Annotated in this window: 25 protein-coding genes; 18 read left to right on the top strand and 7 right to left on the bottom strand. The window is 32.2% G+C overall.

Annotated features, from left to right (window positions below):
* The first annotated feature begins 122 nt into the window (after positions 1-122).
* The 3 genes from BLP68_RS18970 (at position 123) to BLP68_RS18960 (ending at position 2996) form a co-directional block, all read left to right on the top strand.
* Positions 123-1769, top strand: a complete 1647-nt coding sequence (locus BLP68_RS18970) for a sigma-54 interaction domain-containing protein (RefSeq protein ID WP_091547075.1) — start codon at positions 123-125, stop codon at positions 1767-1769.
* Between the two features lie 138 nt (positions 1770-1907).
* Positions 1908-2255 (top strand): hypothetical protein, encoded by a 348-nt coding sequence (locus BLP68_RS18965; RefSeq protein WP_091547072.1) that lies wholly within the window; start codon positions 1908-1910, stop codon positions 2253-2255.
* 3 nt (positions 2256-2258) lie between these two features.
* The gene (locus tag BLP68_RS18960; protein ID WP_091547070.1) at positions 2259-2996 is read left to right on the top strand and encodes an alpha/beta fold hydrolase; all 738 of its coding nucleotides are present in this window, start codon (positions 2259-2261) and stop codon (positions 2994-2996) included.
* Positions 2997-3093: 97 nt separating this feature from the next.
* On the opposite strand, the gene BLP68_RS18955 is transcribed toward BLP68_RS18960, so the two are convergent.
* Both BLP68_RS18955 and BLP68_RS18950 read right to left on the bottom strand, forming a co-directional pair.
* Entirely contained in the window at positions 3094-3276 is a 183-nt protein-coding gene (locus BLP68_RS18955; protein ID WP_091547068.1) for an alpha/beta-type small acid-soluble spore protein, read from the bottom strand.
* A 75-nt stretch (positions 3277-3351) separates the two neighbouring features.
* Positions 3352-3810: a hypothetical protein gene (locus BLP68_RS18950; protein ID WP_091547065.1), complete on the bottom strand. Its 459-nt coding sequence runs from the start codon at positions 3808-3810 to the stop codon at positions 3352-3354.
* A 139-nt stretch (positions 3811-3949) separates the two neighbouring features.
* Here BLP68_RS18950 and BLP68_RS18945 point away from each other — a divergent pair, with 139 nt between their 5' ends.
* On the top strand, positions 3950-4723 hold the full coding sequence (locus BLP68_RS18945; RefSeq protein ID WP_091547063.1) for an REP-associated tyrosine transposase: 774 nt from the start codon (positions 3950-3952) through the stop codon (positions 4721-4723).
* Between the two features lie 850 nt (positions 4724-5573).
* On the opposite strand, the gene BLP68_RS18940 is transcribed toward BLP68_RS18945, so the two are convergent.
* From BLP68_RS18940 to BLP68_RS18935, 3 genes are all read right to left on the bottom strand, one after another.
* Positions 5574-6431 carry a hypothetical protein gene (locus BLP68_RS18940; protein WP_091547061.1) on the bottom strand — a complete coding sequence of 286 codons (858 nt, stop codon included), beginning with the start codon at positions 6429-6431 and terminating at the stop codon, positions 5574-5576.
* Between the two features lie 450 nt (positions 6432-6881).
* The gene (locus BLP68_RS22500; RefSeq protein ID WP_242877037.1) at positions 6882-7034 is read right to left on the bottom strand and encodes an ATP-binding protein; all 153 of its coding nucleotides are present in this window, start codon (positions 7032-7034) and stop codon (positions 6882-6884) included.
* A gap of 563 nt (positions 7035-7597) precedes the next feature.
* On the bottom strand, positions 7598-8011 hold the full coding sequence (locus tag BLP68_RS18935; RefSeq protein WP_091547059.1) for a hypothetical protein: 414 nt from the start codon (positions 8009-8011) through the stop codon (positions 7598-7600).
* A 330-nt stretch (positions 8012-8341) separates the two neighbouring features.
* On the opposite strand from BLP68_RS18935, the gene BLP68_RS18930 reads away from it, so the two are divergent.
* From BLP68_RS18930 to BLP68_RS18920, 3 genes are all read left to right on the top strand, one after another.
* Entirely contained in the window at positions 8342-9127 is a 786-nt protein-coding gene (locus tag BLP68_RS18930) for a hypothetical protein (protein WP_091547057.1), read from the top strand.
* Positions 9128-9421: 294 nt separating this feature from the next.
* Positions 9422-10069 carry a GNAT family N-acetyltransferase gene (locus BLP68_RS18925; protein ID WP_091547054.1) on the top strand — a complete coding sequence of 216 codons (648 nt, stop codon included), beginning with the start codon at positions 9422-9424 and terminating at the stop codon, positions 10067-10069.
* Positions 10070-10145: 76 nt separating this feature from the next.
* Entirely contained in the window at positions 10146-10568 is a 423-nt protein-coding gene (locus BLP68_RS18920) for a hypothetical protein (RefSeq protein WP_091547052.1), read from the top strand.
* A gap of 239 nt (positions 10569-10807) precedes the next feature.
* On the opposite strand, the gene BLP68_RS18915 is transcribed toward BLP68_RS18920, so the two are convergent.
* Positions 10808-11404, bottom strand: coding sequence for a superoxide dismutase family protein (locus BLP68_RS18915; RefSeq protein WP_330389237.1), 597 nt, complete (start codon positions 11402-11404; stop codon positions 10808-10810).
* Between the two features lie 276 nt (positions 11405-11680).
* Between BLP68_RS18915 and BLP68_RS18910 the strand changes: the two genes are divergently transcribed.
* From BLP68_RS18910 to BLP68_RS18860, 11 genes are all read left to right on the top strand, one after another.
* Entirely contained in the window at positions 11681-12259 is a 579-nt protein-coding gene (locus BLP68_RS18910; protein ID WP_091547049.1) for an NfeD family protein, read from the top strand.
* Positions 12260-12348: 89 nt separating this feature from the next.
* The gene (locus tag BLP68_RS18905) at positions 12349-13758 is read left to right on the top strand and encodes a flotillin family protein (protein WP_091547046.1); all 1410 of its coding nucleotides are present in this window, start codon (positions 12349-12351) and stop codon (positions 13756-13758) included.
* A gap of 231 nt (positions 13759-13989) precedes the next feature.
* Positions 13990-14412, top strand: coding sequence for a pyridoxamine 5'-phosphate oxidase family protein (locus BLP68_RS18900; RefSeq protein ID WP_091547043.1), 423 nt, complete (start codon positions 13990-13992; stop codon positions 14410-14412).
* Between the two features lie 45 nt (positions 14413-14457).
* Positions 14458-15015 (top strand): AlkZ-related protein, encoded by a 558-nt coding sequence (locus BLP68_RS18895; RefSeq protein WP_091547041.1) that lies wholly within the window; start codon positions 14458-14460, stop codon positions 15013-15015.
* Between the two features lie 80 nt (positions 15016-15095).
* Positions 15096-15539 (top strand): GNAT family N-acetyltransferase, encoded by a 444-nt coding sequence (locus BLP68_RS18890; protein ID WP_091547039.1) that lies wholly within the window; start codon positions 15096-15098, stop codon positions 15537-15539.
* A 305-nt stretch (positions 15540-15844) separates the two neighbouring features.
* On the top strand, positions 15845-16777 hold the full coding sequence (locus tag BLP68_RS18885; protein ID WP_091547036.1) for an ABC transporter ATP-binding protein: 933 nt from the start codon (positions 15845-15847) through the stop codon (positions 16775-16777).
* A gap of 13 nt (positions 16778-16790) precedes the next feature.
* Positions 16791-17930 carry an ABC transporter permease gene (locus tag BLP68_RS18880; protein WP_091547033.1) on the top strand — a complete coding sequence of 380 codons (1140 nt, stop codon included), beginning with the start codon at positions 16791-16793 and terminating at the stop codon, positions 17928-17930.
* On the top strand, positions 17927-19030 hold the full coding sequence (locus tag BLP68_RS18875) for an ABC transporter permease (protein WP_176759110.1): 1104 nt from the start codon (positions 17927-17929) through the stop codon (positions 19028-19030). Before BLP68_RS18880 ends, BLP68_RS18875 begins: the two co-directional genes overlap by 4 nt.
* A gap of 164 nt (positions 19031-19194) precedes the next feature.
* The gene (locus BLP68_RS18870; RefSeq protein WP_091547029.1) at positions 19195-19581 is read left to right on the top strand and encodes a DUF6608 family protein; all 387 of its coding nucleotides are present in this window, start codon (positions 19195-19197) and stop codon (positions 19579-19581) included.
* Between the two features lie 81 nt (positions 19582-19662).
* Positions 19663-20757 (top strand): sensor histidine kinase, encoded by a 1095-nt coding sequence (locus BLP68_RS18865; RefSeq protein ID WP_091547027.1) that lies wholly within the window; start codon positions 19663-19665, stop codon positions 20755-20757.
* Complete coding sequence (locus BLP68_RS18860; RefSeq protein ID WP_330389239.1) at positions 20744-21364, top strand: response regulator transcription factor; 621 nt, start codon at positions 20744-20746, stop codon at positions 21362-21364. Before BLP68_RS18865 ends, BLP68_RS18860 begins: the two co-directional genes overlap by 14 nt.
* A gap of 25 nt (positions 21365-21389) precedes the next feature.
* Here the strand turns inward: BLP68_RS18860 and BLP68_RS18855 are convergent, their stop codons facing one another.
* The gene (locus BLP68_RS18855; protein ID WP_091547023.1) at positions 21390-23003 is read right to left on the bottom strand and encodes a putative manganese-dependent inorganic diphosphatase; all 1614 of its coding nucleotides are present in this window, start codon (positions 23001-23003) and stop codon (positions 21390-21392) included.
* Positions 23004-23074: the final 71 nt, after the last annotated feature.

Here is a 23074-nt window from a genome sequence, read left to right as displayed (position 1 = left end):
TGTAAAAGTAATTTCATTGATGCTGTACTGTTGTTCTTTAAAAAGCTGTTGGATTGTAAAAAAATTTACACAATGTACAAATATATATATAATTAAAGTAAATGGGGTAAAGGGGTGAAGGCATGGAGGAATATAAAAATATATGGGAATCTTTTGTACAAGGAATGGATTTTAATCACAAGCTTATAAAGAAGGATATATTAAATTCATGGCGACGTTGTAAAATCAACAATGTTTCCCTATACGATTTTGATGGAAATATTTTAATGCAGCCAAAAGAAAAAAATAGATATGTTCTAAAATATCTACCGGAATACAAAGAAGCTCCCTATAAAGAATTTTGTAATATAGTAGAAAACTTAGAGCTTAATATCAGTATATATGATAAAAAAGCAAAGCTTAAATACATAGTAAATTACGATGATATTTATGATGATTTGTATCCCCAAATTGGATATTTTGTTGACGCCTCTGAGGAGGTAATTGGTACAAACTCCACCTGCCTGGCTATATTAGAAAACAAACCCTTCATGGTAATAGGCCCTGATCATTATAAATACATCTTTCATCAATTTAGCTGTGTAGCTGCACCCTTCTATAATGAAGATAATTCTATCGCAGGAACAGTTAACGCTTCCTTTGTACATACATCCGTTAACAACGATACCTTAAACGTAGTTTATAGCTTAGCAAGACTTTATGAGTCATTAATACTGAAAAGAGAGGTCGCTACAAAAAGTCAAGAACAACAGAAGGATAATAAAGTGAAAGATCAAAAGGAAAGATACTTCACCTTTAAAGATATTTTAGGGCAATCAGAATGTATTTACCAGACAATAAAAACCTCCAAAAGAGCAGCAGCTGTAGACGCTTCGGTATTAATTTATGGGGAAAGTGGAAGCGGAAAGGAAGTCTTTGCCCAAGCCATTCATAGTGAAAGTAAACGGAATAGGCAACACTTTGTAGCAATTAATTGTGGTGCTATTCCTAGAGATTTGATAGAAAGTGAATTGTTTGGTTATGAGATAGGGTCATTTACTGGAGCAGCTAAAAAAGGTAAAGAAGGTTTATTGGAATATGCTTCAGGTGGCACATTATTTCTTGATGAAGTAGAAAGCATGCCATTATCGGTGCAAGTGAAGATTTTAAGAGCACTTTCTTCAGCATCAATTACCAGAGTTGGAGGATTAAAACCAATTTCAATTGATATAAGGTTGATTGCAGCATCTAAAAAAGATTTAGAGGAAGAAATAAAGAAAGGCAACTTTAGAGAGGATTTATACTATCGAATCAATGTTATTCAACTAAATATACCTCCCTTAAGGGATAGGAGGGAAGATATAAAGCCTATACTAGATTACTATATAAAAGCATTTTCATATAAAAACCAGATTAATATTAATGCTGTAGAAGAAGAATATGTACAATATCTAGAGTCCTATAATTGGCCAGGAAATGTTAGAGAATTATTGAATATTATTGAGAGGTCATTGGTACTATCAGAAAATGGATTAATTGATAAAAAGGTTTTGCCACCCATTATTAAAGAAAGCTATACAATAGCTAAGCTAAAAAAAGATTTTAACCAGGTTTTTGATAAACCATTACCCAAGGACAAAACCCTATTGGAGATTGCAGAAGAGGTTATATTAGAAAGGGTACTTTTGGAAGAAGGCAACAATCTAACCAATACTGCCAAACGCCTGGGGATATCCCGCCCCACCCTTTATAAGAAAATCAGAAATTCAAATCGACTAAACTGTAAATAAAATTTACAAATTTTCATTTTGTAAATTTTATTTACAGTTTTTTTATTCTATGAAATTTGAACCCATTGATATCACTTATTACATCCATAAGAAAAGAATGGCAAGAGAATTGCAATAGATATTGATGGAGGTGATTATATGCCTTGTATTAATATCCGATTAAGAAGAGAAGGTGTTCAACTGGATATTAAAGGCTTTGCTCATAAGCTGGCACAGCAGATGGACATTGAAGTAGAAAGAATTAATATAATTGTGGATTATTATGATGAAACAGATGCTTTTATGGGCAGTAATGCAGATCAGCTAATCATTATTTTGTGGATTTCTGAAAGGAATGAAAAACAGTTTATCAAGAACTTAGTAAAATCCACAGCAGATTTAGCAAAAAAATATTTTCACAAAGAAGGAAGATCCACTGCTGTAATGTGCAATTTGATTAAGGAAGGTCACTTATTCATTAGTAATCAAATTAAAAAGGAGGAATGATAAATGAGTAAGATTATTTTAATTCATGGGGCATGGCATAATGAAATATGCTGGAAGGAAGTTGTAGATTTATTAGAAGCAGAGGGCTACGAAGTCCAGGCAATAACACTGCCGGGTAATGGTGAAAAGGACAGTAAGGATGTTACTTATGAAGATTATGTAGAGTATGTTGCACAGGTTTTAAATGACCAAAAAGAAAAAGTAATTGTTGTTGGACATTCAAGCGCAGGTCATATCATGCAAATGGCTATTCCTAAAGCAAAGGATAAAGTGGAAAAAATAATATTCAATAATGCATGGATATTACCCCATGGTAAATCACAGTTTGATTTTGTACCGGATGAAATCAAAAATGCTATGAGATTAGAAGCGGATAAAAGTGGTACGGGAGCTATTCCCATCGATCCAGGCTTTGTTAGGGGAATGTTAGCTACTGAAGCTAGTGAAGAGAGATATAATGCACTAATGGATATTCTTGTTACACAGCCATTAATAATAATGGAAACACCTATTAATGCGATGGATTTTGAAGCTTTAGATATACCAAAGGTCTTATTATATTGCACTAAAGATGTATCGGTTCCACCAGGAGCATTTGTGGGAATGTTCAAATCACTGGGGGAATATCCAATTATCGAAGTGGATTGTGATCATGAAGGGCTATTTACAGACCCAGATGTTTTTTCTAAAGGTCTCTTAGAGTGTCTCAAAATAGAGAGTGAACATACCCTATTATATTAAAAGACATTATTAAAGGGATCAGTAATTAATAATTAATAAAGTAAGGAGCTATTTTCAAAAGACTTAAATGTTGTAGAAAATTAGCTCCTTTATCTTTTTAATTTTTATTTTTATTAATTAACTGTCGTTCACCCATTTCAACTAGGTTCCTAACGATGTACCCGGTATGCTTAGAAGCTAGTGTTCTAGGGTCATCAACACCAAATTCCTTTGCAATTTCAATCTTATAATCCTCTAAGGCTTTTCTCGCATTTGGCACAACTAATTTCTTTTTAGACATTTATATACCTCCCCTTTGTGAAATTGGTTAAATATATAATGTGCAATAAACTAATTTGTATGCTGGTAAATATAATTAAAATAGAAAAAAGCTACATGTGGTTGAAAAAATTCCGGTATAAATAATCATTTCAAGCTGAAACTTAAAAAATGAAGTAATGTTAAAGTATTTGTCTTTCAAATACACAAAACCTTCAATATTATCAGGGCAAGGAGCTGCAGAGCCTATGTGGGTATATATAAACATTAATCCTGCTAAGAAAAACAAGCGTATTAAAAAACTAAGCTCACCTAATGGTCCTAGAATTGGATATAGAACAAAAGATAGAATTAATCCCCTTAATAATTGTGCAGGTAAGAACCAAATTTCTACATATTTTCTTTCTTTAGTATTTCCCATATCCTTCAAGTAATCAAGCACTCTACTTTTTCCATCGTAAATATCTTTACTTATTTTCAATGCAAACATCCCCGCTAAGGTGTAAGAAATTGTATGGATGATCATAAACCAGAAACTAAAAATTACATGCTTCATAAATAAACCTCCTTTATTTTTTTCTAACTATATATTACCATATACATAAATTTGTCATTGAGAAACAAAGGGACGGTTCTCTTGTTTCTTTTTATTTTATATGGTATAATAAACCAAAATTGGTTACGTGAGGTGTGCTATGCCAAGACAAGCAAGAGAAAAGAGTGAAAGTGGCATTTATCATATAATGCTACGGGGGACAAATAGACAGGAGATATTTCATGATGATGAAGATTGCCAAAGATTTATAGAAACTCTGGCAAAATATAAGCAGAAAAGTGATATAAAAGTATATGGATGGTGTCTTATGGGTAATCATGTCCATTTACTTATAGGTGAGGGAAAAGAAGAATTGCCTCGGTTCATGAAAAGAATAGGGGTTAGTTATGTGTGGTATTATAACCGAAAGTACAAAACTACAGGACATCTTTTTCAAGATCGATACAAAAGTGAGAAGGTTGAGAGCGATGAATATCTCTTAGCTGTCGTAAGATACATACATCAAAATCCTGTAAAAGCAGGCATAGCTAAAACTCCTGGAGAGTGGAAGTGGAGTAGCTGCCAGAGCTACTATAGAAAGAAGCCTTATCCAGTAGAACTTTTGGACATGGAGTATATATTATGTTTATTCTCAGAGGATTTAACCACAGCCCTAAGAAGGTTTATTGAATATAATGAAGAAGAAAATAGAGATAGCTTTCTTGATGATACTGATAAAAAGGATTACAGTGATGAAGAGGCCAGAGTTGAAATTGGTAAGATGATTGCAGGGTATGAAATAGCACAAGTAAAAGCTCTTTCTAAAGCTCAAAGAGATGAGATAGTGGCAAAGGTGAAGAAAATTGAAGGTTTGACCCAAAGACAGATATCAAGGATACTTGGTATTTCCTTAAGTTTGGTAAATAGGGCATAATGAAACAAAAGAACCGTCCCTGCGTTTTTTTAGGGGTCAGAGTTTCTGAGCTTTCCAGTAATGAGTTTTTTCAGTGTTCCTTTTTCGATGATCCTAGATTAGATAAAAAAGAGCCCTAGATTGTGTAATCGATGGACTCAGACTTAAGCATGGAACTGATAGTATTAAGAGAGCTGTATTTATTGATTCATGGGTGAAATCCATGATCGTCGGGGTAGGGGTAGATGAATTATACTATGATGGCTAATATTTTATAAAAGAAATAATTATGCCAATTGAAAAATACTTTAAGCCTTATGATTATTGAGTATATTTAAATAGTCTATTATTTATATACTTTATCATACTCACAATAACTAATAGATTTTAATATGATGCATTATCAGTTCATATATATGAAGATTATATCCTGATTAATAAATTATCTCTATAGACTAAATCTAGAAACTGAAACTATAAAAGTACAAAATATATTAATTTTTTTAAAAATAGAGGTTCAATCCAATACCGTAATATGTCTAGTTACTGAAAAATAATGATACTACTATTAACATAAAACTGATAGAACATGTAATAGTATAAGGAGTAGTTTTCCTCTCCTCTTTGATAGCTTTTATAGCTCCTATTAAACTAGTAACAAAAACAATGGGAGTAAGCCATATTAAATTCATTCCAATCGATATAATTATACCCATTCTTTTGCCCTCCTTTTCTGATTACCATAGCTTTGAATACTTATAAAAAATCGAAAAGTAACTATCATATTTCTAGTATTGTATGAACATTTGCTACTAAAGACCTTTATGTATTATATTAAATACGAAGGGAATGGTCGTTCCCTTCGTGCTAACTATAGATTTGCATCTGCTAAATCGTTATCTAATTCTATCACTCTCAGTGAGAACTTAATAGATAGACCACCAGGATACGTATAAGATGGCGACCATGCAACTGTATTATATCCATAGGCCGAGAATATTTTAAACTGCTCTACACGGCCTGTCTGACTAAGATTCAAAGTAGCTCCCCCCGCTCGTAACCAATGACCTAATACTCCTTGACCTGGAACACTAGCTGTTACATTTTGAGGAAATTTAAAACACGCTGAATTCAATCCATTTAACTCTGGGCTTGCTGTGGTTTCAACTTTATTATCGTAGTGTACATTTCTGTATTCAAGAGTCATGATTGATGAACTTTGATTTAATATAAAGTCAGCATTCCAAACAAAAGCAAAAATATCAGTAAATCCCCATGATGGTTGTCCATTCCAGCGAAATGACAATACTACTTGTGCGTTAGTTTTATTATTAGAACTATCATAACTATAAGAAACAACACCTGAATCTACAGTAAGTGTAGATGCTGCTAAAATTAACATTTCTTCACTACCATCGAAGTTTTTAATTGCTTTTATTTGTTCTTCTGTATAATCCATTAATTTTAGAGTTTTAATATCTAGACTTTTTAATTCTTTAATTTTATTTGTATAGAAATCTTTGTAATTTTCTATCATGTAAATTTCATCTTCTGAATAACCTTGAATCACTAATTCGTCCAAATCCATATCACTTAGTGACTTTAAAGCTTCGTATTCATTTATTGTCCGTGTCTCTAATTCAAAATCTTGTGCATAACCTAATGGAGTTAAAATAAGAATAACAAGCATACTTAATACTACAATGTTAATTACTTTACTTTTTTTCATGCGATTATCTCTCGTTTTGGTAATTAGCGTTCTAAATTTAGGATGGCCACCCAATACAAATTATACCATAATTAAATGAAAATATATGTCGTTTTTTGTAATTTATGTTTAATTTTATATTTTTTGTAAATTTGTTACAATTTGGCGATAATCAAATCCTGTCATTCCACAAGAAGAATACAAATTATATCCATGTATTAATTAACAATCCTATTGATAACAAAAATAATATTATCTACCGCACTGTTCGTTTTAGTGTAATTGGCATTTTAACTCATTTTTTTTGCTTAATGGAAGAAGAGATCTGCCACACTAGGTAAAATTAACAAATTGCTGCTATTTATCTACAGTATAAAAACTGTATAATAAATATAAAAGGAGATGGTAGTAGTGTCAATCAAAAAGTTTACCACTGTGATAATCAAAAAATGACCACCTCAAGGCAGTTTTTTAGTTTTTTGATTTGACTAGTTTAATTTTTTGATTGCTTTCTTTGAATCTGTAAGACTCACCAACAAAGGGAATTACATAGGAATAAGGAGTGAGTCTATCTAGTAGAGTTATGGTTAAAGCTTTATCGCCAAACACCCCCCAGGTCCACATAATCAAAGGGACCACATAATCAAAGGGACGGTTCTGATGATTAGTTGCTTATGATAAAGTATAATAAGAGAAAAAGTAAAAAGGAGCAATAAACATGCCACGAGTTGCCAGGGATAAAAGCAAAGGAATAAATATAGCACAAATAAAGAGCTTACCCAGAGAATGAGGATTATGGGAGTTTCACAAACACTAATATCAAATAAAAAATACATAATTATACTAGCAATCAAAAGAACCGTTACTGCGATTATTCACGATTATTTATAACAAATATGTTATTACATAGTAAATATTCAAAATAAAGAGGACTATACTATGAAATATTTTTCGAAAAATATGTTTGGATTATTATTGGTGTAATAGTGGCAAGTATACTCCTTCTAAAATTCCCATCTTGTTGTAACTCTTTCGTCAAAAGAAGACAAAAATACATCTCCGGTTTTTTTTTTATAGAAATTATTGATGATAAAATTATCTACATATCTAGTAGATATAAAAATCAAAATAAATGGGTATTTAAAAATTATGTTTGGCTATAATTTTGCTCTTGAGCTATTTTTTCATTATTTGGAAAAATATTCAACTATTTCTCTTATTTTATTATCCATTTCATCTATCAATTTTTGTGGATCTTCATTTTGAGGACAATAAATAATTACAATGTTTCTTATTTGGTACAAATATAACTTTTGATTTAATACTAATTGATTAAAATCTTTGTGTATTTTATCGTGATCTAAAGCTAAATCTTTATCTTTAAAGACGTAAATAAATATAGCACCATCTAGCAACTCAAATTTATTAGGTTTGATCTCATTAATATAAGGATATGAATTATCTTCGATTTGTGGTTTAAGATGAAGTTCTAATTCTTCAAAAACATATAGAATTTCTGAGAGGTCTAGTATTTCATTTTTTTCTTTAACACTTATAGAACAACTAGACAAAGAGATTGTAGTAGTTAAAATAATCAACATAAAGAAATAAGTAAATTTACTGATTTTACTAGTTTTTGATAAATAAATAACTCCACCTCCTTTAATTTTTTATTAATTGCTATTATAGCATTATTTAACATAATGATAAAGAATACTAGGAGTTAAATAATAATATAACAATATCTTCTTGTTTACAAAACCTTGTTTACAAAAATCAAAGTTTGTATAAATTTATAGAAGAAACAAAGGGACCATAATATAATAAAATAAAAACATGGAACATAATACCAAAAAATACAATCATATTTATATAGGAAAAAATCAAAATTAAGTTCTAGCTTCATCAATCTAAATTAAGGAGGAATCTACATGTCTAAAAATTATGGAGAGAATATGAGTTCACAAATAAGAATTTGGCAAATCATCAAGGAAGCATTACAATTATATAAAAATAATTTTAATCTTTTCATACTGTATCCTATGTATAGCTTTCTTATAGAATATATTTCTGTTATGTTAAATTTTGTTGGAGATATTGTAAGTAGGGAACATGATATATTCATAAGCTTATTAGTTTTTCCTATAATGTTGGTATCAATCTATTTTGTATCAAGAATAGATGTGGCATTCTTTATTAGTATTACAGAAAAATATAATAATTCTATTACCAACTTTAAAGATTCTTACAGTAAAGCTAAGTCTAAAACATGGGGCTATATTGGGATTAGCATAGTATTAGGTATAATGTTACTAATTCCCATTGTAATTGGTACTCTTTCATTTTTATTCATAAATAATGTTATAGTTAAATGGACCCTTACACTAATTTCAGCAATAGCATGGGCTTATATAAGTAGTGTCTACGGGTATGCTCCATTATTTAAAGTTTTAACAGATAGGATATATTACTTTGACGCAAGTAAGGAGCTTGTAAAGGGACACTTATTAAAAGTTTTTATCTTAAATGTAATGCTAGGATCAATATTTTCATTGCCTTATATCTTATACAGACACGTATATGGTGCGATGTATACATTATCACCCTTAAATAATTTTGTAATAACAACTTTAAATGGTATAGTATTGATTTTTATTATACCATTTATTAAATCAGTATCTATAATTTTATATCATAAATTAGAAAATAAACAATAAACAGTAAGGTATCTACGCTGGTATAATATTAACCCCATATACTAACTTAGATACCTTTATTTTACTTCAAATTAAAATTAAAGGATAAATATGTAGAAGTAGAAAATAATTTAAATAGTCAGGAAAAATAAATGAGGAAAACATTGTAAATTCCACATCCCTTTCCGGGAACGAAGCTTCGCCAAGGAGCATTTAATAAAAAAGAAGCACCACACCTTCTCACTGGGTGTGAAGCTAGGTCGTGTTCCTTAATAAGGTAACGATTACTATTTTTACTATGAGGTGGTTAATAAAATGGTAAATATTAAATTGAGAAATGAAACATCTTCTGATTATCGGATGGTTGAAGAACTAACAAGGGAAGCGTTTTGGAATCATCATGTTCCAGGATGCGATGAGCATTATTTATTACATATAATGAGAAAGTCCGATTCATTTATAAGTGAATTGGATTTTGTTGCAGAAATTGACGGAAATGTTGTTGGAAACATAGTATATACAAGATCTAAAATAATTGGAGATAATGGTGAATGCATTGATGTCATAACCTTTGGACCACTTTCTGTTATCCCAGAGTATCAAGGCAAAGGTGTAGGGCGTATGCTAATTGAACATACGATAGAAAATGCGAAAGAACTGGGATTCAGAGCAGTCTTAATATATGGTGACCCAAGTTATTACAGCAAATTTGGCTTTATTGAGGCTGAAAAATATGATATCAGAACACCTGACAATATGTATGCTGTTCCGCTTCAAGCACTTGAACTATATCAAGGGGCGCTATCAGATTGCGGAGGACGTTTTTATGAGGATTCGGTGTATGAAATTGATGAAATAGCTTCAAAAGAATTTGATAAGGGCTTTCCCCAAAAAGATAAACTAAACGGCTTACCTACTCAGGAAAGATTTATCCAATTAGTCAATATGAGAAAATCGAGATAATGAGCTCAATCCTATTGATAATAATTAAGGTTTATTAATCAACTGGATTAAAAGAAATTTAAACATAGGTGGTACTATGACTAAACAAAAAAGCCAAATTATTACTATAATTTCAGTATTTATAACACTTATATACATAGTTGGAGATTTGTTTGCAGGACTAAGTAATGATATATTAAGAGATATTCAAAGAATAACTCATCACGTAAGTGAACCACGCCAAATCTTCATTGAAGCCATTGTAATGCTTGTTACTATCAATGCATTCATTTTGGCTACCCTAATAATGCTAAAGAAGATGCGAAAGCTAAGTAAAACTATCAGAAGAATTATCAGTTTTGGTATCATAATTGGATTGGTATTCAATATTATCGGATTATTGTTTACAAAAATGTTAGCTGATGAGTTAGTTTATTACGAATATATGATATTTATAGACACACTTTCTTTAACACTTAAATCAGCTATAGGCATTACATTATTGCTATTAGCTAAATGATTAAGAGAGATGGCAAATACCCAATTTCTTTTTCTAAAAAAACATGGAAATTTGAGACTAGCCTCTACGCTTCAGAAAACAAAAGTTGGATAAAAGAATAAATTACAAAAAGAAAAAGGTCAAAAGTAAAATACTTTAGACCTTATTTTAATAATGAATTAATATAAAACTGTGTTTGATTCATTTAAAACATTTAATAAGTCATGTGTTTAGTGGGACAGATATAAATAGCTTATTTACTATTGTATAACGCCACAGGCCAACCGGCGCCCTGCATCTCCTGCTGGTTGAGTACGATAATCATCAGGACTCTCATGAATGAGAACTGACTTGCCAATAACATCCCAGGGCTTAAATCTATTAGTGAAAAAACACATTCTCGCAGATCCATTATTAGAAAAAATTACAGGAAAATCGCTCGCATGATTTCCATGTGGCTGATTATCAGGATTCCAATGCTCTCCAGCTGATTGGAAGGGCTCTTTAGGGTCCCCAACCTCACAGATACCAACTTCATGAATATGAAACCCATGGGGGCCAATGGGATCTTTATCCTTTGTAGCAGGTTGATAGGGAGGAAGGCCACTTACGTTTATACATACCTCTGTACCACCAGGTACATCAATAAAATAGACCATGCCATTTATGTGGGGTGCAAGGGGACCACCTTTAATTTTTGCATATGTCATGCTACGTCCCTTCGGATAGAACCAGTAGCTACCACCACTGTTCATTCTGTTCATCCAGTAATACCAGTTATGCCACACCATAGTCTGCAGGCCAACAGAAGTATCTAAGTAAGCATGATTACCTCCATAAGGATTATTTGAATTCATCTTCACTCCTCCTTTATATTAAGAAGAACCGGTAACTCTATTGGTTTCAATTTATAGTATGAGACGTTAGACATATATGTTAATAGATATTAATAACTAATGGGAGCATTTGAAAAACTCTCATATTTCTGCATTTCATATAATATATTTTAAAGTATAACAAAATGTAAAAATATTGAAGGATATAATCAACTTTTGATGAATAATGTAAAATAGAATAATATTATGATATAAACTATAGATTATGGAGTAACTTAATGAGAAGGAGGGTTTTGGTTGGAGAAGTTGTTTGACATATGCTTTAAGACTGGATTACTGTTTACAGTTGTATCATTTATATTGGGTTTAATATTTGGTGGAGAAACAGACTTAGGAGTTGAAACTGACCTAGATATTGATATTGACCTAGACTTAGATACCGATATTGAATTTGAAGGTGTTAGCAAAGGAGTTGGCACTGTATCACCATTGAAGCCAACAATTATTGCTGCTTTTGTCACAGTTTTTGGTGGCGTAGGGTTAATGGTTATAAATAAAGGATATAGTGATATTTTAGCTCTACTTATTGGAACAATTTTTGCTTTTTTTGTATCTATATTAATGTATAAGCTTATTATAGTTCCATTACATAAAAGACAAACAGTAGCCCATTCAAATAAATCTTTAATAGGGCATGAGGCCAGGGTAATATTAACCATACCCCATAACGAAATGGGTAAGATAAGGTATGTTATACATAAAAATACCTATACTGCACCTGCAAAGGCCCTGGATGACGATGGTATTATAACGGAGGGTGAAATAGTTATAATAAAAAAAATTGAGAAACATATCTTTTATGTAGAAAAAAAATAATACACTTATAATTTTGACTATGAAGGAGGTGCAAAATAGAGCTGGCTTTTTTGAGAAATAAATAACAACACATATAGGAGGGAGATTTTATGATAATACCAGCTTTAATAGTTTTAGCCATTATAATATTATCCTTGAGTATAGTATTAATGTGGAAAAAATCACCGCAGGATAAGGCGATAGTTGTAACAGGCTTACGGAAACGAGTAATCTCAGGTGGTGGAGGATTCGTAGTACCTTTACTGGAGAGAATAGATAGAATTTCACTAGAGAATATTAAGCTTGAAGTAAGAACCGATGGTGCATTGACAGAGCAGGGAGTTGAAATTAAAGCAGACGGTGTTGCAGTAATTAAAGTTAAATCAGATATGGAAAGCATTCTGTCAGCTATAGAACAGTTTAATACTGGAACAGAGCAGGGAACAATTGAAGTTATCCGTGATACAGCAAAGCATGTACTTGAAGGAAAGCTTCGTGAAATTATTTCAAAGTTAACTGTAGAGGATATATATAAAGATAGAGAAAAATTTGCTTCTAATGTTCAAAGCGTTGCCGCTTCAGATTTGGCTGATATGGGACTTGAAATAAAGGCATTTACAATTAGAGACATAAAGGACGATAATGGTTATCTTGAAGCCTTAGGTAAAAAGAGAATTGCAGAGGTTAAAAAGGATGCTGAAATTGCAGAGGCTGAGTCAAAAAGAGACGCAAAGATTAAAACTGCCGAAGCCAACAGACTAGGAGAGCAAGCAAGATTAACTGCTGAAACTCAGATTGCTGAATCAGAAAAGGATAAAGATCTGAAAGTACAGGCCTATCGTAAAGATAAAGAAACTGAAAAGGCTAAAGCTGACCTTGCCTATGAAATTGAGCAAAACAAGGTTAAAAAGGAAGTAACAGAAACAGAAATGGCAGTAGAGCTTTTAAGAAGAGAAAAACAAATCGAATTAGCAGAAAGAGATGCTATTAAAAGAGAGAAAGAGCTTGAAGCCTCCATTAGAAAGGATGCAGATGCACAGAAATATAAATTTGAAAAGGAAGCTGAAGCTAATAAGTTTAAAGAAATCCAAGATGCCGAAGCACGGGCTAGGTCAATAGAGCTTGAGGGATTGGCAAAGGCAAAGGCTGTTAGGGAAGAGGGTAAAGCTGAAGCTGAAATTATTAAAGAAAAGGGTAATGCTGAAGCAGAAGCTATGATGAAAAAGGCTGAAGCCTTCAAAATGTACAATGAAGCAGCAGTAACACAAATGATTATAGAAAAATTACCGCAAATTGCAAAGGCAGTAGCGGAGCCTCTAGCTAAAACAGAAAAAATTGTTATTGTAGATAGTGGTGGTAATAACAATGGAGCAAAAGGAGCAGGCAAAGTAACTGGGTATGTAACTGACATTATGGCTCAACTACCTGAAACAGTAAATGCTCTAACTGGTATAGATTTGAATGAAGTATTGAAGGGGTATCGGAAAAAAGAAGCAGAAAATGCCGATATACAAGAATAAAAGATGTTAAGAAACTATTTCCACTCGTAAGAGTGGATTTTTCTTTATAAGAATAAAAGGATTTATACTACATGTGCAGAATAAAAAAATAAGTTTCAAATTTATTAAAAAAAGAAATTATGTATATTAAATTTCATCTTTATACAAACTGAAAGGAGTGCAAAGGACGGTGCTGTTTAAATTAGCATATAAAATATATAAAATTATTAACTATGATTGGAGGAATATCAAGTGGATAATAACTTATTAAGAGAAAAATCTATGTCATTGGTAGGACGCAGCTTTACAGGAGTTTTGGGTACGGTTGATCAAAATGGCTTGCCACAGATTAAGGCAATGATAAAAACGGCTTCAGATGGCCTCAAAGAGTTTTGGTTTTGCTCCAATACTTCATCAAAGAGAGTAAAACAGATTTTAGAAAACCCAAATGCTAGTCTGTATTTTTATGACGAGAAATCATTTGAGGGATTAATGTTAACAGGCAAGGCAGAAGTTTCTTATGATGACAATAAGCGGAAAGAATTTTGGCAGGATGGAATGGAACGATATTATCCCCTTGGCTGCACCGACCCAGATTACGCCTTAGTAAGGTTTGTGCCAAAGAGAGGAAATTATTATCATGGCCTTATAAATATGGATTTTGAGATTTATTAAGATTTAAGGAGCATGGTAAGTCTATAAAAATAGGTTGGTGAAACTATGGATCAATTCCTACAGCAAGTTCAACAGCTTCTTAATAACAATGGATTTATTATGCTGAATGAAAACCAGAAATACCCCAGTATATGTGAATACGGCGGAGGTTGGCAGGAAGCAATTTATTTAATAAATACAAGGAAGGTTTTTCTGACTAAGCTGATTGAGGATAAAAGTACTTTTATATCACCAAAGCTTTATTATGCTATTAGGGCTTGTCAAGGATTAAGTAAAATGAAAGACAATGAAAGATATGTGTATGAGTTTATCCAGTTAAATGAACCAGTTGATATGAAGTTTATAAGACTTGGACTTCCAATTGAAGTAACTGAATTGAAAAAAGCTATGAAAACCTTGCAAAACAAGCTAATGATAACAGCAATAGGGGAGGCAAAAAGTATATCGAATAACTGGGGAGTATATTTGTGGGGTACCAGCGAGACCTGGGAAAGGGAAAGCAAAGGGGAATATATATTTGAAAATCCTCAAGAGATCATAGTAGAAATGCTAGCAGAAAAAATTAGTGATAATAAACTCAAGGCTATTATAATGGGTACTTAATTGTATTTGGATATAGTTTTGATCAAATTTAAATTTTCATTCATTACAGTTCAAATAAAATAATAGCGAGGTAGATAACAATGTGTGAAATGTTTGATATTTCCTATGATGAAATTGAAATCATCAAAGACCTTTGGGAGAAAAACCGACTGTATCATGAGAAAACATCAGAGCACTTTAAGGAATTATACCGTTTTATTAGATTTGATGAGAGAATAAAGGGTTTTAATGGATTTAATAGGGATAATATGAAAATAACTGTAGCCAAAAACAACCATGAGTATATTGGCTATTGTATATCTACTATCATGGATGGAAAAGGAGAGATACAGACACTTCATGTGGAAGAAGCTAATAGAGGGAAAGGCATCGGTAAGAAACTGTCAATCAATCATTTAGAATGGTTAAAGGAAAAGAATTGTAAAGAAATTGGTGTAACGGTATCACAAGAGAATGAATCTACAATATGGTTTTATAAGAAGCTTGGATTTTATCCCAATACATTATATATGCAACAGAAATAAAAAAGTTAAAAAGCTTCGTTATGATGCAGCATATGGCATTTGTCATATGCTGAGGTTGTTGAAAAAGTCAACAATATCCAGACTGATGAAAAAGCCACAGATTCGAGGCGCAAGAAAACCTAGCGACTGCAGCGTATACGCAATACGTAAGGGTGCTGGGTTTTTACAGCAACGAAGAAGATGGGGGTTTTTCATCAGTCTGAGCATATGACATTTGTCATATGCTTTTGTTATTATAAGCACTATTATTGTGAGCTGATAGATACTATTATATAAATATATTAGTAAAATCAGGAGGTAATGCAATGATCTTAAAGATTAATAACCTAGTGAAACGCTATAACGAGGTTTTGGCAGTAGATAATGTTAATCTATTTATTAAAGAAGGAGAAGTTTATGGTTTATTGGGCCCCAATGGTGCAGGTAAAACAACCTTGATTAATACAATACTAGGACTTACAAGATATGATGATGGAAGTATTGAGATCTTCGGAAAAGATCTGAAAAAGCATGAGTATGAGATAAAAAAAGAGATTGGAATTGTTCCTCAAGACTTGGCCATATATGAAGATCTTACTGCCTATGAAAATATCGCATACTTCGGTAGGCTATATGGGTTAAGGGGTAATCTTCTAAAGGAAAGAATAGAAGAAGCTCTGAGCTTTACAGGACTATGGGACAGGAGAAAAGATTTACCTAAGAAGTTTTCTGGAGGAATGAAAAGAAGGTTAAATATTGCTTGTGCAATTATGCATCATCCAAAGCTGATAATAATGGATGAACCTACAGTAGGGATTGATCCCCAATCACGTAAAATGATATTAGAATCGGTACTTAAGCTGAACCAAATGGGGTCAACTATAATATATACCTCCCATTACATGGAAGAGGTTGAAGCAATTTGTAGTAATATAACCATAGTAGATCATGGTAAGATTATTGCTAGAGGCACTAAGGAAGAGCTTAAGGCCATGATTTCATTTGAGGAGAGATTAAATATTGAAGTATCATCAGTTAACTATAATCTTGTTGAAGGCTTAAAGAAAATGGAGGATGTAAAGGAATGTAGCTTGGACGGTAAAAAATTGCTGATTATATCAAAAAAGAATGCCAACAACTTAAGTAAAATAATAGATGAAATAGTAAAAATGGGTGTTGAAATTCATGGAGTAAATATTGAAAAGCCCACCCTTGAAGGTGTGTTCTTAACATTAACCGGTAGATCATTAAGGGATTAAGGAGGCAATTGGTGTGAATATTATTTATATTTTATATTATACAATGGTAAGATTTATAAGAGATAAGAGGGGCCTAATACAAATGCTACTGTTTCCTATAGTATTGATATTGATTTTGGGTACAGCTCTTTCAACAATGTTTAATCCTTCCACCATCGGTAAAACAAATGTTGCATACCTAAACTTAGACGCAGGGACTGCCTCAGAAAGCTTTGATGGCTTTTTAAAGCTAGAAGAGATTGAAGATCTATTAATAGTAAAATATGTTAATACCTATGACGAAGGATTAGAAATGATAAAGACTAGAGAAGTAGCAGCAATGATATTCATAGATGAAGCATATACTGAAGGCTTACAAAAAAATGAAAAAGGCGACATTAAAGTTATTAGGAGTAATTATAGTAGCTTTGGAGCAATTATAGTAAATAGTGTAGTAGAAGGCTTTGTAAATGCAGCGAATGCTATTGAAGCTACAGCAAGCTTAGGTAGTTTTAATTCACAATTTATTAGAGAAAAAAGTATAAATAGAAGGCCCATTAGCTCATCGGGTAGGGTACCAACTGCAATGGACTACTATAGTGTAACAATGCTGGCAATGACTATTATGTATGGAGCCAGCTATGGAATACATGAAATCGGTAAGGACTACTTTGATAGTATTGGTGGAAGAATTAAGGCTTCGCCTACTAAAGCTTATGAAATGTATGTTGGAAAAACTCTGGGAGTTGTAATTACATTGTTTACACAGTCATTAATGCTAATACTCTTTACAAGGTATGTATTTAATGTAAACTGGGGAAACAATTTATGGCTAGTATTGTTTATATGCTTTTCCCTAACGATGCTTTCAACAGGTATCGGAGTAATGCTTTGTATGGTATGCTCCAGCAGACGGAAGGCATCGTCTATAATGAATATACTTGTACCCTTCTTCACATTTATTGCAGGTGGTTATATACCTATTGATAATATAGGCGGTATGCTAGACAAAATAAAGTTTTTATCACCAAATTACCTTGCTCAAAGAGCTATCTTTAATCAAGTTTTTGAAGGTGGATCTGGGGAAACACAATTATTCATTATGATTATATGGGGTATGGGGTTATTTACCTTTATGGCCTCAGCTATTGCAGGAAGGAGGCAGATACAATGACAGTTTTCTTTTATACTATAAAGAGAATATTAAAGGATAAAGGCCAAGTAATAACAATGCTGTTGGTGCCAATCGGATTTATTACATTAATGATGATGGTTTTTGGTGTGCAATTTAATATGGCAATTGGTATTGTTGACAATGACAATACAGAATTAACACAAAGCTTTATAGATAGCTTGAACAACAAAGGTACCATCAAATTTATAAATAAAGAAGAGATACAAGATCAATTATTAAGTGGAAAAATACATTTAGGGCTTGTAATACCAGCGGGATTTACTAAGGATACTATTGACATGAAAAACCCCCAAATAGAGGGTTATAGTATTAATGAAACAGATGTTACTGTTCCTGTTATGATATATATAGAAAATTTTTTAGCATCAGCAAAGCATATTGCAGCATCATCAGGAGGAGACTATAATACTTTTAAAAGGGGAATTAATGATTATTTAGATGGTTCATTTATTGTCTCAGAGATCCTTTATGATGTAGATAAGTCAGCGGGTACAACGCTAGCAGGTATGGGGTTCCTTGTTATGAGTATGATGTTTTTTTCAACATCAGCAGCCAGTATAATTATGGAGGACAGAGAGAATAAAACCTTTTATAGAATAATATCTGCACCAGTTAAGCTTAAGAGTTATATGTTTCAAAATATCATTAGCTTTTTATTCCTATTACAGTTACAAATAATCTCAGTGTTTCTTTTAATGAAATACCTTTTTAAAATGAATATGGGTCCATCCCTCATTAATATATTAATAGTTTTATTTGTATTTTCAGTTGTTTGTATAGCCTTTGCCATAGCATTGACAAGTCTATCTAAGAATTCCAGGCAAATTTCCTCACTATCTCCATTATTGATTATGCCAATGGTTATGTTGGGGGGAAGCTTTTGGCCAAGGAGCATGATGCCAGAATTGTTGATAAAGATTTCTAATCTTGTACCAACTACATGGGTACTTATTAGTCTTGAAAAAATTCTGTTTGGTAAATCCATTAGAGCAATTACTACTGAATTAGGTATACTTTTGTTATTCAGTCTAGTTTTCTTCCTATTAGGAACGTGGAAAAAATCAGAAATTGCCGATTAGTCAAAAAAATTAACTATTTAACCAATTATTTATTTATAATATTCATTATATAGTATAATAGTTATAGGTAGAGTGTCCTACAGTCTGTATATTGTTGGAATTTTCAACAAGGTAAATGTCTATAGGACATTTTCATTTAGCCATTTAAAAAAGGAGGTAACAAATTGGTTATAAAAGATAAAATAAGAGCTATAGGGATAACCTTTACTGTATTAACATTAATAAGTAGCATATATAGCATTGCAAATGGACGCCTTTATGATACTCATACACACTTAATAATGAGATTTATAATAACAGCTATAGCAATAGGATCGTTGTACGTTTATGATTGGTTTAATAAAAAACCTCTGTATTTGGTACATATAATACATTATATAATTACTATGACTGCTGTATTTTCTTTAGTTTGGGTTAATGGGTTGTTTATAGAACTACATCCTAATGCCTATAGAGATATTTTCTTAAATTACACAGTAGTATGGATAATAATTTCTTTCGGACTAACTAAGTTTATACAATGTAAAGATAAAAATAATGCAAATATTTAATATTTACTTTTGAAAATATTCAGCTTGAGGAGTAATGATAAGAGTATAATTTCTATAATAAGGTAGGATGGTGAGAAGACCATGAAAATACTTTTTAAAATCAGCTTTTTAACCTTTGTATTAATACAATTGCTTTTAAGTAGCTCTATTTCAATTGCTGAACTGATTTTTCTTCTCCTGTTCCTAGCTTCAAGTATATTTAGAGTAAAGTATTTCAACTCAATTTGGCTAGTAGCAATGGAAGCCATCCTTATATACATTGCTATAGGATATAATACTACATTTGTTTTTTTATTCGGTATTATAGCCTTCGACTTAATTGAAATGGGCTTCTATATTGGAATTGTACCTATTTTACTAATTGGATACTTAAACTTAACCTTAGATAGCATGATTAATTTCCTCTTTCTTATTTTTTTAAGCTGTTTTTTCTCATATATCAGTCATGGCTTATGGGAGAAGGAGAAGATTTTAAAGCAATCCTTTGATATGGAAAGAAAGGCTAGATACGAGCTTGATCAAACACGGATAAAGCTACTGGAGTCAAGTAAAGATATAGCCCACTTAACAGAGATAAAAGAAAGAAATAGGATTGCAAGGGAGATTCATGACAGTATAGGTCATAATATTGCTGGCATATTACTGCAGCTACAGGCTACTGAAAAATTATTTAACAAAAATAATGAGAAAGCTCTAGATCTATTGAAGAAGTCAGTTGGTGGCCTAGCAGAGACTCTAGTGCATTTAAGGGAAACAGTACATAATATAAAGCCTAAAGATAATATTGGTATTGAATATATAGAGAGTATAATAAATCATTTTCAATATTGTCCAGTTGATATCAGATTTTCAGGTGACTTTAATAAACTACCCTCAAGTCATATGGAAATTATTGCTTCAAATATCAAGGAGTCTCTTACTAACATTACAAAGCACTCTAAGGCGACAAAGGTGAATATTACTATAGAAACCAATGATATGTATACAAGGTTATTGATAAAGGATAATGGTGTTGGTTGTAGTAAAATCAAAGAAAACATGGGGCTTGGTGGTATGCGAGATAGAATTAAAAACGTAGGAGGTAGTATCTCCATTAATGGACAAGATGGATTTATGATAGTATGTGTAATACCAGTAGAAATGGGAGGTGAAATCTTTGAAGGTGTTAATTGTTGATGACGATGCTTTAATCAGAGACAGTCTGAAAATAATTCTAGAGCTTGAAGAAGATTTCCATGTTGTAGCAGTTGCTTCCAATGGACAAGAAGCATTAAATATTTGTAGCGATAATAATGTAGATCTTATTTTAATGGACATCAGAATGCCAGTAATGGATGGAGTTCTGGCAACTAAGGAAATTAAAAATCGTTATAATAATATAAAAATTATAATTTTAACAACCTTTATGGATGATGAATATATAAAAGAAGCATTGAAGAATGGTGCTGAAGGATATATTTTAAAAAGCCAGTCCTCCGATAGTATAATAGAAAGCTTAAAAATGGTAATGAAGGGCAATGTAGTATTTGAAAAGGAGGTAGCCACTACCCTAAAAACCATTATTAGCAATGAAAAACCAAAGCAAGCATGTAAGGGGGACTTCACAGAGCGAGAAATGGAAATAATGAAGCTTGTAGGTGAAGGATTATCCAATAGAGAAATAGCAGCTAAATTATATTTAAGTGAAGGCACCGCCAGAAATTACGTTACAAATCTTCTTGAAAAGCTGAGATTAAGAGATCGAACACAGCTGGCAATTTTTTATATAAAGAACATTGAGTAAAGGAGCCATTGTTGAATGACGTCCTTCACCTTAGCTGATAAAGTGCCTCTTGAAGCTGAGGAAGCACCTGCTTTTTCCTCGAGACTAGCCCCTCTACAAATGGTATCTCCTTTGATTGAATATTGAAGGCCATTGGCACCAGATGTTGGTTACTTGAATGATATAACAGGTATGAGCCCTTATTTAATATATCAGTAATAAGAAGCAGAGTAAGGTCATGGCCTTTATCAGAATAAACCTTATATATAAAGCTATTAAATTCTTCCTTGCGATTTAGAACATCATCTATATCCAAAGTAAAAACCTGGCTTATGCCAATTTTACAACTCTCCAGCTTAAACTCCTTAAAGTCTTTAAAAAAGATCTCTTCAACCGATTCACCCTCTAAAGAAGTACCCGCCTTAAACATATCCATAGCAAATGTGTCTAAATCCATATTAAGTACCATATTCAACTCCGTTACAGCCAGCCTATCAACCTCTGTAGTGGTTGGAGATTTCAAGTATAAGGTATCTGAAATAATACCAGCAACCAAAATACCAGCCACTGGGTAGGGTACCTCAATATTGTACTCCTTAAACATCTGATAAATAATTGTACAAGTACTACCGACTGGACTATTTCTGAAGGCAATTGGCATAGATGTTGATATATCCCCTAGCTTATGATGATCAATTATTTCCAATATTTCAGCCTCCCTTAACCCATTTACGCTTTGGGAGTATTCATTATGATCTACAAGGATTACATTTTTTCTACCAGAATTCATCATATGTCTACGGTTAATAAATCCGATAAAAGTATTGCTATCATCAACAACAGGATAATTTCTAAAATGGGTACTTCCCATTTCCTCCTTCACCTCATCTAGATAGTCATTTTGATTAAACTCTATAATGTCTTTATTACGCATAATTGTAGAAATATAATTACATTGATTAACAATTTTACTTACAAAATAGGTATCATGTGGCACCAAAAGCATGGTGACATTGTTTTTTATAGCCATATCTATATATTTAGCTGGAATAGGACTACTTCCAGTTATTATGATAAGCTTTACCTTCGACTCCACAGCATATTCTATAATGTCATATCGGTCTCCTACTATGATGATATCATTATTCTTTAAAATACCTTCGATGGTCTTATAATAATAGGCAATCACTGAAAGGTTACCTTCTATTTCATCAATACCACCAGACAAGACCTGTCCATTTAAGTCATCGACAAGGTTTTGAAGGGAAGTATTTAACCTATAAAAATCTCCCTTAATTAAGCCCATTGCTATATCCTTCATACTGACAATTCCTAAAAGCTTACCCTTGGCATCTAATATTGGGAGGGTTTCTAATTTTTCCTCCTCCATTAGCTTATAGGCATGCAGAATCGATGAACTTGGTGGAAGTCCCTCTATTACATCATGCTTTAAATCCTTCACCTGGGTTTTAACATCCTCAATTAGTTTAGGGTTAGGCATGTTAAAATAATTTAGTACAAACTCCGACTCTTTATTCAAATTACCAATAACACAGGGTATGGTATCTTCCATTAGCTGATTTTTAAGATAAGATAGGCCAATGGCAGAAGCCACGGAGTCGGTGTCTGGATTTCTATGACCAATTATAAAAGTTGACATTATACATTCTCCTTATTTTCTGAAGGTTTTTATCCTTATATTATTTAGTTTCTTCTTTATTAATGTATTAT

This window comes from Alkaliphilus peptidifermentans DSM 18978 (assembly GCF_900101495.1).
GTDB classification, from domain to species: domain Bacteria; phylum Bacillota; class Clostridia; order Peptostreptococcales; family Natronincolaceae; genus Alkaliphilus_C; species Alkaliphilus_C peptidifermentans.
Note: the sequence above shows the minus strand (reverse complement) of the source record. Positions and strands in the feature narration are given on the sequence as shown.